General features: G+C 60.6%; 10 protein-coding genes. 7 read left to right on the top strand and 3 right to left on the bottom strand.

Annotated elements, in window-relative coordinates; translation table 11 throughout:
• Positions 1–822, bottom strand: a complete 822-nt coding sequence (locus A7J50_RS13490) for a transporter substrate-binding domain-containing protein (protein ID WP_064452245.1) — start codon at positions 820–822, stop codon at positions 1–3.
• Positions 823–1,065: 243 nt separating this feature from the next.
• On the opposite strand from A7J50_RS13490, the gene A7J50_RS13485 reads away from it, so the two are divergent.
• Entirely contained in the window at positions 1,066–1,917 is an 852-nt protein-coding gene (locus A7J50_RS13485; RefSeq protein WP_420492090.1) for a LysR substrate-binding domain-containing protein, read from the top strand.
• A 52-nt stretch (positions 1,918–1,969) separates the two neighbouring features.
• Here A7J50_RS13485 and A7J50_RS13480 read toward each other — a convergent pair whose 3' ends face one another.
• Positions 1,970–3,391 (bottom strand): PLP-dependent aminotransferase family protein, encoded by a 1,422-nt coding sequence (locus tag A7J50_RS13480; RefSeq protein WP_064454928.1) that lies wholly within the window; start codon positions 3,389–3,391, stop codon positions 1,970–1,972.
• 131 nt (positions 3,392–3,522) lie between these two features.
• On the opposite strand from A7J50_RS13480, the gene A7J50_RS13475 reads away from it, so the two are divergent.
• From A7J50_RS13475 to A7J50_RS13455, 5 genes are all read left to right on the top strand, one after another.
• Positions 3,523–3,999: a carboxymuconolactone decarboxylase family protein gene (locus tag A7J50_RS13475; protein ID WP_064452243.1), complete on the top strand. Its 477-nt coding sequence runs from the start codon at positions 3,523–3,525 to the stop codon at positions 3,997–3,999.
• Positions 3,992–4,432 (top strand): GNAT family N-acetyltransferase, encoded by a 441-nt coding sequence (locus A7J50_RS13470; RefSeq protein WP_064452242.1) that lies wholly within the window; start codon positions 3,992–3,994, stop codon positions 4,430–4,432. The genes A7J50_RS13475 and A7J50_RS13470 overlap by 8 nt, the downstream gene beginning before the upstream one ends.
• Entirely contained in the window at positions 4,429–5,022 is a 594-nt protein-coding gene (locus tag A7J50_RS13465) for an FMN-dependent NADH-azoreductase (protein ID WP_064452241.1), read from the top strand. The genes A7J50_RS13470 and A7J50_RS13465 overlap by 4 nt, the downstream gene beginning before the upstream one ends.
• 59 nt (positions 5,023–5,081) lie before the next feature.
• Positions 5,082–6,227: a MalY/PatB family protein gene (locus A7J50_RS13460; RefSeq protein WP_064452240.1), complete on the top strand. Its 1,146-nt coding sequence runs from the start codon at positions 5,082–5,084 to the stop codon at positions 6,225–6,227.
• A 94-nt stretch (positions 6,228–6,321) separates the two neighbouring features.
• Positions 6,322–9,669: a hypothetical protein gene (locus A7J50_RS13455; RefSeq protein ID WP_064452239.1), complete on the top strand. Its 3,348-nt coding sequence runs from the start codon at positions 6,322–6,324 to the stop codon at positions 9,667–9,669.
• Between the two features lie 1,159 nt (positions 9,670–10,828).
• Here A7J50_RS13455 and A7J50_RS13450 read toward each other — a convergent pair.
• Positions 10,829–11,044, bottom strand: a complete 216-nt coding sequence (locus tag A7J50_RS13450) for a TOBE domain-containing protein (RefSeq protein WP_003173733.1) — start codon at positions 11,042–11,044, stop codon at positions 10,829–10,831.
• 319 nt (positions 11,045–11,363) lie between these two features.
• On the opposite strand from A7J50_RS13450, the gene A7J50_RS13445 reads away from it, so the two are divergent.
• A complete protein-coding gene (locus tag A7J50_RS13445; protein WP_064452238.1) occupies positions 11,364–12,335 on the top strand; it encodes an aliphatic sulfonate ABC transporter substrate-binding protein in 972 nt (323 codons plus the stop codon).
• The last annotated feature ends 8 nt before the right edge of the window (positions 12,336–12,343 follow it).

Genomic DNA, 12,343 nt, shown 5'->3' with positions numbered 1-12,343 from the left:
TCAAGCGCCCTTGAACTGTTGTTGCAACTCCACCAGCGCTGGCGACGCCGGGCTGATGCGGTTGCGCGTCTGGGCTTCGATCAGCCAGCCGCTGCGGTGCAGTTCCTTGACGATCGGGTCGAGCCGGGCCTGGGTATCGCCTTCGCCGCGACGGGTCCAGATCACCGACGGCGCCGGGTTGAGCTCCGGGCTGAGGGCGCGGTAGTCCTTCCATTCGGCGCTGTCGTTGATCAGTGGGTTGATCAGGGTGGAGTCATGCACCGCCGCGACGCAGTTGTTGCCGCGCAGTGCCAGCAGCGATTCGGACGAGCTCTTGAACGCCTTGATCTGGGCGCCGAACTCGGTCAGCGGCTTGACGTAGCTGCTGCCTTGAGAGGTGCACACGGGTTGGCCACTAAGGTCTTCCCAACGGGTGATCTTGCTGTCTTTGAGCACCGCCGCAGTGCCGCCGACGCGATAGAACGGCGTTGGCACAAAGCCAAGGATTTCGCCGCGCTCGGCGGTCCATTCCATATTGGCAATCAGCAGGTCAACCTTGCCTTGCTGCAGAAACTGCACGCGGTTGGCGGGCAACACCGGCACCAATTGCACATCGGCCTTGAGCTGACGCCCCAGTTCGTTAGCCAGGTCCACGTTCAATCCCTTGGGCTTCTGCGTGGCGGGATCAATGCTGCCGAACGGCCCGCCGGACAACAACACGCCGACCACCAGCACATGGCGCTGCTCGACTTTGTCCAGTGTCGCATCGGCCTGGGCCGCCGCAGTGGCGCCCAAGGCGATCATCGATCCCAGGGCCACCGGCAACCATTTCTTGAACATCATTGGACTTCCCCCTGGCGAATGGTCGGCGTACCCCGACCTGATGGAGGGGCATGCTAGGGAGAGTGCGGTGGCAACGGAAATGCAAATATCTCATATCGTTATAACTTGCAGTGTAAGCACCGCCTTTCATTCAGGCATAACCCATTATTTATTGGTCTTTTTAAAAAACACTCCCGACAACACATTAAAATATGTAATGTTTAACTTCGCACTCTTGATATAAAACCGCCCTTGGAAATGGCCATGTCGACCCTTGATTTAGAGCTCCTGCGCACATTTATCGCGGTGGTCGATCACCACAGCTTTGCCGAAGCCGGCACGCACCTGGCGCGTACCCAATCGTCCGTGACCCAGCACATGCAGCGCCTGGAGCAGCAAGTGGGCGTGAGCCTGTTCGAAAAGCGCGGCCGCCAAAAACAACTGACCGAGCCGGGTTTGCAACTGTTGCGCCATGCGCGACAGATGCTCTCGCTGAATGATGACGCGTTGAACTCCCTGCGCGAAAGCAGCTTGAGCGGGGTGCTGCGTATCGGTTCGCCCCACGACATCGCCGACACCATTCTGCCGCCCATCCTGAGCCACATCGCCCGCTCGGCCCCGCGACTGCGCCTGGAAATCGACGTGGGGCGCAGCCCGTTTTTGATGGATGACCTGCACCGGGGCAAGGTGGACATGGTGATTTCCACCCGCTCCGACCCGAATCTTGAGGGGTTTGCGTTGCGCACCTCGCCGGTGTGGTGGATTTGTTCGGCGCAGTACATTCACCAGCCAGGTGAACCGCTGCCGTTGATTCTGGTGGATGAGCCAAGCATCTACCGGCGCTACGCGCTGGAGGCGTTGGAACGGGCCAATATTCCCTGGCGGCAGGCGTACCTGGCGTCGAACCTGATCGGCATCAAGGCCGCAACCCGCGCAGGCCTGGGCGTAACGCCGCGCAGCATGGAGATGTTGGGGCCGGATATGCGCGTGCTCGGGGAAACGGATGGGTTGCCGCGACTGCCGGAGGTGACCTATTACTTGTGGATTCGGCCGAATACAGCGAATCCGATTGCGCGCAAGGCGTATGACTTGATTCGCGCCAGCCAGGGTTTATAAGCCGAACACCGACAAATGTGGCCGCGGGCTTGCTCGCGATGCGATCTTTCAATCACGGGCGGCCCGACGGGTTCCCTGCTTTGTCGAGCAAGCCCGCCCCCCTCTTTGGATTGAGGCAGGCCTGTAGAATGCCGGACAATTTCAGGGCCACATCCGTCGCCTGCTGCGCTGTTACGACATTGGTGAAGCCCATCAATAAGCCTTGCTCGCGCCCCGGTTCAAGCATCCACTGCGACAACGCTTGAAGGGCAAGGCCTTCGCGATTCGCCGCCTCGGCGACAACGTGATCCGGCACCGCCACCACCAACCGCGCCAACAGATTTATCCCCCCGGCTTGCTCATCCACGCACAAAAACGCCGCGCAATGCACGCGTAACGCCTCCACTAAAAACCCTCGGCGCTGCGCATACAACAGGCGCATCTTTTTCAGGTGTCGGGTGAAATGGCCCTGTTCCAGAAAATCCGCCGCCGTCAGCTGCAATAACTGCGCACTGCGCTGTTGCAACGCGTGGGCGCTGTGCTCGAAAGCCTCCACCAACTGCGCGGGCACCACCAGATAGCCCAGCCGCAACCCCGGAAACAGCATTTTGCTGAAGCTCCCGACATGGATCACCCGGTCTTGCACATCCTGACTCTTGAGCGCCGCCAACGGCTGCCCCTGGTAGCGAAACTCACTGTCGTAATCATCCTCTACCACCCAACTGCCCTGCTCCTGCGCCCAGGCCAGCAAAGCCTGCCGCCGCGCCCAGCTCAACGCCACGCCCAGGGGGCTCTGATGGGCCGGGGTCACGACCGCCAGTCGCGCCTGCCGATCACGCTGGATGCCCTGCCCGACATCCAGTCCATCCCGATCCACCGGCACCGGCACCAGCTCAACACCTTGATGGATCAATAGCTGCCGTGCGTGCAGATAACCCGGGTCTTCATACCAGCAACGCTGCCCCGCCATCTGCAGCGCATCGCACACCAGCGTCAGGCACCCCGCATAGCCTGAGCACACAAATACCTGCTGTGGCGTACATTCCACGCCCCGGTACAACGCCAGGTAGCTGGCAATCGCCACACGCAACGCCTGGGCGCCACGCACGTCGCCCATGCCCAGGCTGTCGGCATCGGTGCGGCGCACCTGCCGGGTGACCAGTCGTGCCCACAGTTTGCGCGGGAACGCATCCAGCGCCGGCTGCCCCATTTGCAACGCCGGGGTTGCCGAGGCCTGCGGCAGTGCGGCCGGCTGCGGTTTCATCGCAACCTGCGGCAATGCCCTGGAAATGACGGTGCCCGCCTGCCCCCGCGCCTCAAAGAAACCCTCACTGACCAACAGTTGATAAGCCGCTTCCACCGTTCCGCGCGCCACCTTGAGTTCCAGCGCAAGGCTGCGCACCGACGGCACGCGATCACCCGGGCCAAGCTGGCCCTGATCAATGGCCAGACGAAAGCGGCGGTAGATTTCCTGGTATTTGGGCAGTGACGACATCGCAAACAGGCTCGGCAGAATGACAAAGCGGAGTCTGATCATGTCCCAACCCACTTGTCCAATCATGCCCCTGTTGAGCGGCCGTGCCGCCACCGAAAATGGCGCATCCCTTACGCAAACAAGGATCGCCCATGAAACACCGTCTCGATTACGCCAAAGCCGCCCCTGCAGGTTACAAAGCCCTGGGATCAGTCCACAGCTATATCCATGGCTGCGGCCTGGAGAAAGAATTGATTGAACTGGTGTACCTGCGGGTCTCGCAACTCAACGGCTGCGCTTATTGCCTGGACTCGCATTCGCGCGACCTGCTCAAGCAAGGCGTGAGCCTGGAAAAAATCATGCTACTGGCGGCCTGGCACGAAGCATTGCCGCTGTTTACCGCGCGTGAACGTGCCGCCCTGGCCTGGGCCGAGGTGGTCACCCAGGTCGCGCAAACCCAGGTGCCGCAAGCGGATTACGTCAGCGTGGCGGCAATGTTCAGCGAGAAGGAAGTCGCTGACCTGACCCTGGCCATTTCCCTGATGAACGCTTTGAACCGCGTCGCCATCAGCTTTCGCAAAGTGCCGACGGCGGTCAAGGCCCATCAGGAGAACCTCAACGATGAATGAGCACGTCGAATTCGCGCCGATGGAAACCGAGGCCGACTGCATCGCCAGCTTTGCGCTGATGCAGCAACTGCGGCCGCACCTGACCGACGCCATCAGCTTCGCGGAACAAGTCCAGCGCCAGCGCCAAAATGGCTACCACTTGCTGGCCGCGCGCGAGCACGGCCGGGTCATCGGCCTGGCCGGCTACCGGCTGACCGAAAACACCCTCTACGGGCGGTTTATCTATGTCGATGACCTGGTGGTCGATGCGGCTTTGCAACGTCGACGCCTGGGCGAGCAACTGCTCGAGCGGGTGCGCGAAGAAACCCGCACCCGGGGTTATCGCTACCTGGTGTTGGACACCGGCTTGCATATGGTCCTGGCCCAGCGTTTCTACTTCCGTCAAGGCTTGTTGCCGCGCGGCATGCATTTTTCCCAGGACCTGAGCCAATGACCCGCGCCCTGTTACTCAGCTTCAGCCCCCACGGCAAGGCCGCGCAGACCTTCAAGCTGGCCCGCGCGCTGCTGGATGACGTGGTGCCGGGCGCCGAGGTCAGCGAGCGCGATTACGGCGGCCAGGCATTGCCGCCGCTGACCCGTGAGTATGCGAATGCACTCACCACGCCTGGCGGCTTAAGCGGCAACGCGACGGCGTTGTCGGAACAATTGATCGTCGAGCTGGAAGCCTGTGACCTGCTGATCCTCTGCACCCCGGTGCACAATTTCACCGTGCCGGCGGCGCTCAAGGGCTGGATCGACCATGTGGTGCGTATTCATCGCAGTTTCACGGTGAATGCACAGTTCGAAAAAGTCGGGTTGCTCAAGGATCTGCGTACGTTTGTGCTGGTCAGTTGCGGCAATTCACGCAAGGGGCATGAGCCGGATTTCCTGACACCTTATCTGACCGCGATCCTGTCGACGGTGGGCATCCACAGCGTGGATTTCGTCTACCTGGGCGCCATGGTGCGCGGAGAACAAGCGGTCGCCCGGGCGGTGGAACAGGCACACCGACAATTGTCGCAGGCAATCAGCACTGGCCTATAAAATTAATGGCGCTAGAATCAGCGCCATTCTTGCACCTGCCTCTCTGATACGAGCCGCCCATGAGCTTTGATTTCGACACGATCCACCCCCGCCTCGGCACCGGCAGCACCAAGTGGAGCCGCTACCCGCAAGACATCTTGCCGATGTGGATCGCCGACATGGATATCGCCGCGCCACCCGCGATATTGCACGCGCTGCATGCTCGCCTTGATCAGCAAATCCTTGGCTACAGCGTCGCCGGCCCGGACGTGCGCGAAGCCATCGTCGCTGACCTGTGGGCCAAATACGCCTGGCGCGTGCAGCCTGAAGAGCTGTTGTTCCTGCCCGGCGTCGAGCCCGGCTTCAATATGGCCCTGCATGCGTTTGTGCAACCGGGCCAACCGGTGGTGCTGCAAACCCCCAATTACCGGCCGATCCGCTTGGCACCGGGTCACTGGAACCTGCCGCGTATCGAAGTGCCGTTCGAACTGATCAACGGCGAATACATCACACCAATGCCCGCGATACGCCAGGCACTGACCGGCGCCGGTGCACTGTTGCTGAGCAACCCGCACAACCCCATGGGCAAAGTCTTCCCCCGCGAAGAACTGCTCGCCGTGGCCAACGCCTGCCTGGAAAACGGCGCGCTGATCATCAGCGACGAAATCCATGCCGAACTGTGCTTCGATGGCCGCCGCCACATCCCTACCGCCAGCCTCAGTCCCGAAATCGCCCAGCGCACCATTACCCTGATGTCGGCGAGCAAGGCCTACAACGTGGCCGGTTTGAAGACCTGCTTTGCCGTGGTGCAGAACGCCGAGGTGCGCGAGCGCTTCAATAATGCCCGCTGCGGCATGGTCGACAGTGTCAGCCCGCTGGGCCTGGAAGCCACCCGCGCCGCCTATAGCCAGTGCAGCGACTGGCTGGACGCGCTGGTGCAGTACCTGCAAGCCAACCGTGACTATCTGCTCAATGCCGTGCAAACCCGTTTGCCGGGTGTGGTGATGCATGCCCCTCAGGGCACCTTTCTGGCTTGGCTGGATTGCAGCGCCCTGGGCCTGGATGACCCACAGCAATTCTTCCTGGAACAGGCCAAGGTCGGCTTGAGCGCAGGCATCGAATTCGGCGATGACAGCCAGCAGTTTGTACGCCTGAACTTCGGCTGCCCACGGGCGATGCTCGAAGAAGGCCTGCAACGCATGGCGCACGCACTGCGTCACCGTTAGGGCGCAATTCACAACGTTTCGCAGCGAGTGCCGAACCCCTGCTGTTACTGTTTTTGCCTTTCAGTCCCACCGGCAACAGCAGGAGTTCCATGGCATGGCGACCCAGCCCCTTGATCGTTCGTCCGACCCCAAATCCCTTCCCGGTACGCCGCTTAAGTCAGCCGCAGCGTTCCATGTGCTACTCAAGAACAGTGCAAACAAGAAAGTCGAGTCCCAGGACAAGACGCCATCGGGGCTCGATGCCAGCAAGCAACAAGGCTACGAACTGGCGGCCAAGGACGCCACGCCGCCACCTGCTCTGTCTGACTACAAGGCCATCGGCCCGCCGGATGAAGTGGGCCCGGGGCTGATTCGTTACGAGACCCAGGACGGCAAGAAGGTCATCGTCAGCGAGCACGACAGCCCGGACCTGTTCAAGCAAGTCAGCGCAGACTTCAAGTCCCTCTCCGGCGTGGTTGCCAGCCAGAACGCCGGTTACCAGAGCCTGGGCGCGGACGGCAAGGCACCGGAAAAACTCGCCGATTACAAATCTCTCGGCCCGCCTGATGAAACCGGCCCCGGCGTGATCCGCTATGAAACCCAGGACGGCACCAAGGTCGTTATCAGCCAGCGTGACAACCCCGAAGCCTTCCAGAAAGCCAAGGACGACTATGCGAGTTTCACCGGCCTCACCAGCAGCGAAGACGCCGGCTACAAGCGCGCCAGCGATAACGAAGTGTGGCCGCCGTATGGTGGCACCACCGTCGGCCCGGTCGATGAAGTCGGCCCGGGGCTGATCCGCTTCGAAAGCAACGGCCAGAAAATGGTCGTGGCCCGTGATGACAACCCCAAGCTGTTCGACTACCTGGCCGGCCTGCACGAGGTCTATACCGACCCGGGCAAGAAGGCCGTGGTGGAAGGCGAACTGAATAACGGCGCGACACTGGCCGACGCCAACACGCCAGTGCCGGGCCTGAATGACTACAAGACGTTCAGTTGGAACAACGACCAGAAAGACAGCATCCTCACCTACGAACTCCATGACGGCACCAAGGTGGTGGTGTCCTCGAATGTCAGCCCCGAGCTGTTCAAGAGTGTCGCCACCGCGCATGACACCTGGGACAAAATCCACACCAGCGAAAGCGAAGGCTACAAGCTGGCGGGGCCGAATGACTTCCTGAAAAATACCGACATCACCTTTGGTTCCCCCGATGAACTGGGCGATGGCCTGATCCGCTACGAGACCAGCGAAGGCAAAGTCATCGTGTCCAAGGAACTGAGCCCGCAGCTCTACGATGACGTCAAGGCCAAGTGGGACGCCTTCAGTGCCGGTGCAGTCGATGACACCCGCACGAAGCACAACCTGCCCAAGTCCGCTGACCTGGATGTGCTGAACATGGACACCGGCGTGCACGCCGATGAAAAAGACGACAAGTCGCCAACCCTGAGCGTCAGCGAACTGGCCACCACCCAACTGATCGACACCTACCGCGCCGGCGTCAAAGACGGCTCGATTCCCAAGGATGACCCGCGGGCCAAGCTGGTGCGCGCCCTGGAAGCCCAGGCCGCCTACCAGAATGGCCACGGCATCACCGGCTACGAAGAATCCAAGCGCCCGTTCAACACCACCTGGCGCGAGTTCGATGACAAGCAGACCGAGCTGACCTCGGCCGACATGCACGACATCATCGACGGCAAGGCCGTGCAACAGCAGATCGGCGAACTGTTCAAAGACCCGACCGTGCAGGCCGACTACAAGTCGAAGATGGACGACGCGATCAACAAGCTGCCGAACAAGGACGAGATCAAGCAGAAGCTGCTGGACCTCACATCCAACCCGGATTACGTGCTGTACCTCAAGGACCTGCAAAACCAGGGCAAGACCTCCGAGGCGCAAAAAGACCTGAGCGACACCCTGACCTCGCTGTCACTGTTCGATCCCGAAGCGGCCAGCAAAGCGGCGCAGAATATCCAGGCCGATGGTTTGACCACCGACCTCAATGCGATTCTTTCGGACCCGAGCAAGATCTCCGACGAGAACAAGGAACTGGCCACCAAGGACCTGTTCGGCCTGCTCAAGGGTGTATTGAAAGGCACCCTGCTCGACCTGCCGCGCCGTACCCAGGAAACCCTCGAGAAGTTCCTCAACGAAGGCTTGCAGGGCAAGGAAAAGTCGGCCGGGGTGACCAAGGCTCTGGAAGAGTTGGGTGAGGTCTACAAGAACAACGGCTCCATCAGCGAAGCCGACCTGAAAAGCGCACTGAACAAACCCTATATCGCAGTGGCCGATCGCGGCATGCTCGGCGAGGTCTTCAACACCCTTAACAGCAAGGGCATTCTTGGCTCCCTCGGCGCCGGCGTGACGCTGTTTTCAGCGATTTACCAACTGGTGGGCAAAGGCGGCAAGCTCGGTGAAACCCCGGCGCAGCGGATGTCCATCGCCAAGGATTTCCTCAGCTTTGCCGGCGGTTCCAGCCACTTTGTGCGCCTGGGCGACAAGATCGGCGAGACCTTGGGCAAAGGCGGCCTGGTGGACTTCCTCGGCCTGGACAAGACCTTGCCGGAGATTTGGGGCAAGAACGGGCTGCAGGAGCCTAACTTCGAGTTTCGCGTCAACGAGTTGCCAAGCGACGTCAAAGCCAAGATTACCAGTGCCCTCGATGCCGTGCCCGACAGCCAGTACGACGGCATCTCGACAATGTTCGGCGAGGGCGACAAAGCCGTCACCGAGGCCACCGAAGGCCTGGCCACTCACCTGGATGACGGCCTGGCGGCAGCAGGCGCGGCCAAGTTGGGTGCGTCCAAGTCGGCGAAGATTGCCGGTTCGGTGATCAAGGTCCTGGGCCCGGCCACGGATATCGTCGGGGGTTTTGCCGATATCGTGTTGGGCGCCCTGGCGATCAAGAGTGGGGTCGACAGCAAAGACCCGCTGGCCCAGGCGGCGGGTGGCCTGCAAGTGGCGGGCGGTGCGTTCGGCGCATCGGCCGGGGTGCTCGGCGCCGCCGCACTGTTTGGCGCGGGCACGGCGGCGGCATTGACCGGGCCGCTGTTCCTGGTGGGTGTGGTGCTGGCGGTAGTCGGCGGGATCATCGGCTACTTTGTCGACCACAACAAAAAACAGAAAGCCACCGAGAAAGAAAACGACTGGTACCGCGACCTGGCCGGCGACGGTTTATTGCAGGACAACTGGGCCGACAAGGTCGAATACGCCCACTACGAAATCCACCACTACAAAGGCCGCGACACGCCGACCGACGACAGTATTTTTCGCTTCCAGCAATCCGAGTGGGAACACTTTGACGAGACCCCGCAAAAAGGTGGCTCCTCGAGTAACCGACTGGACGGGGACTTGCACAAGCATTACGAAGACCCGAACACACCGCCGAAAAGCTTGCCGAGTGATGCGCCGCCGGAGAGACCACAACCCCATGCACCCGGCGGCGGTGGCCCGCGCATTAACTAACGGCCAGGCGGGCGGGCCTCTCTCCATGTGGGAGCTGGCTTGCCTGCGATGACGGCTTCGCATTTACCATCCATGTGATGTGACTGATAGACCGCTATCGCGGCATAGGTATCTACACCTCTTTTTTTACGGGTTGAGTGCTGTGGTTGTCGGGGGGGCGCTGAGTACATATCCGTTGTTTGGGTCACGGCTGACATGGGTTCCGCCCTTACGGCGGGTCACTTTGGAAAAGCCCCAAAGTAACCAAAGGGCTCTTGCCCCACCACTCGGCACCTCGCCTAGGCTCGGTGTGCCCTCACGCAGGCTTTGGACCGTGGGCCGCCGCCATGGGCCATCCTTGGCCCAGTGCGGCTAACCCGGCGTCCTGCCGGGTTACCCACGCTCCAAAGCCTGCGTTCGGCCAGCGTGGTTAACGGGGCGCCTAAGATCAAAATCAAAAACAGATCAAGATCAAAAGCAGAGCACGCCGGCCTAGTAGCCGACCTGAGTGGTTAGATCAAAAGCAAAACCGAGGCGGCCTGACAGCCGACCTGATCTTGGAAGCTGAACCTAATCAAATGTGGGAGCTGGCTTGTCGGACCGCCGAACCGCTGCGATAGCATCAACTCGGTGTACTTGGTGGACCGAGGTGTCCGCATCGCAGGCAAGCCAGCTCCCACAGAAAAGCAATTCTGCTTCTGATCTGCTTCTGATCTGCTTCTGCTGTGCTTTTGCCCTGCTGTGGCTTCTACCACTCAGGTCGGCTACCAGGCCGCCGTGCTCTGCTTTTGATCTGCTTTTGATCTTGATCTGACAGGCCCCGTTAACCACGATGGCCGAACGCAGGCTTGAATCCGTGGGTAACCCGGCAGGACGCCGGGTTAGCCGCACTGGGCCAAGGATGGCCCATTGCGGCGGCCCACGGATTCAAGCCGGAGTGCGGGCATGCCGAGCCCAGGCGAGGCACCGAGTGGTGGGGCAAAGCGTTTTTTGGTTACTTTTTTAGGCGCTTTGTAAAAAAGTGACCCGCCGTAAGGGCGGAACCCTAAGCAGCCGTAACCGCAGCAACGGATATGTACTCAATCTACCTAACCCCCTAACAGGCGCAAAGCAACACAAAGAGTTGCGTAGATACCTATGACTATCACAGGCAAGCCAGCCCCCCCCAAATGATCGGGGTTTACAGCTTGGCGATGGACACTTCGGTCGACTTCACAAAGGCAATCACTTCGCTGCCCACTTTCAATTCCAGGTCACGCACCGAGCGGGTGGTGATCACAGAGGTGACGATGCCGGACGCGGTCTGCACGTCGATTTCGGACACCACTTCCCCCAGCAGAATTTCCTTGATCACGCCCTTGAACTGGTTGCGCACGTTGATCGCTTTAATAGTCATGTCGGCTTTCCTTTTGGCTGTTGGGTCAATCCGCACGAATGCGCAGGCCCTCAAAATGCGCCACTCAATCATCCATTAAAAGGAATATATAACTCTTTATTTATTCGATATGGATATATACGCACTGTTCACCTGGCAACAGCGGATCAACACACTGCCCTCTCACACCACAACACAATTGACCTGAACCCCAGCAAATACGCCCCGACAACAGATGGCACAGAGACTGCATATTCCGATTGAGCATGATGGAACATGTCATTTCAATTTTCTGAATATAAGAAAAGCCTTCTCTCACCGCCTTGTCCGGAGCTGTTCCATGAAACCCTTCACCCAACGCTTACTGGGCGCCTGCGCCCTCATCTTGTGTGTGCAACCGCAAGCCTTCGCCGCCGAAGCCGACCCCGCGCAAGTCAACCTGGATTACGCCTACTACTCACCGGTCAGCCTGGTGCTCAAGCATTTCGGCTGGCTGGAACAAGCGCTGCCGAACAGCAAAGTCGGCTGGGTACTGAGCCAAGGCAGCAACCGCTCGCTGGAATACCTCAACAGCGGCGGCGTCGACTTTGCCTCGTCCGCCAGCCTGTCGGCGGTGTTGAGCCGCGCCAATGGCAGCCCGATCAAATCGGTGTACGTCTACAGCCGCGCCGAGTGGACCGCGCTGGTGGTGCGCAAAGACTCGCCGTTCAACCGCGTGACGGATCTGAAAGGCAAGAAAATCGCCGCCACCAAAGGCACCGACCCGTACCTGTTCACCCTGCGCAGCCTGCAACAAGCCGGGCTGAAAAAAGACGACGTCGAGTTAGTTCACCTGCAACACCCCGACGGCCGCACGGCGCTGGAAAAAGGTGACGTAGACGCCTGGGCCGGTCTCGACCCGCACATGGCCGCCAGTGAAATTCAGGCCGGCTCACGCCTGCTGTACCGCAACAAGGACTTCAACAGCTACGGCGTGGTCAGCGTCACCGAGCAGTACGCCAAGGAGCATCCGCAGACCATCAGCAAGGTGCTCGGCGCCTATGAAAAAGCCCGCGACTGGGCAGTGAAACACCCGGATGATTTCGCCAAATTGCTCGCCGACGAAGCCGGCCTGCCGCTGGAAGTGGCCAAGCTGCAACTGTCGCGCACCGACCTCGGCAGCCCGTTGCTGACCGCCCAGGATGTGCTGTCCTCCAAGGCCGCTGCGCCGATCCTGGTGTCCGAGGAATTGGTGCGCCGTGGCGTGAACGTGGACCAGGTGATCGACCAATTGATCGACACCTCTTTCGGCCAGGCGCTGCCAAAGCAGTAAGGGGAGCG

The sequence above is a fragment of the Pseudomonas antarctica genome (assembly GCF_001647715.1).
Classification (GTDB): Bacteria; Pseudomonadota; Gammaproteobacteria; order Pseudomonadales; family Pseudomonadaceae; genus Aquipseudomonas; species Aquipseudomonas antarctica_A.
The sequence above is the reverse complement of the archived record's forward strand: the minus strand, read 5'-3'. Positions and strand labels throughout refer to the sequence as shown.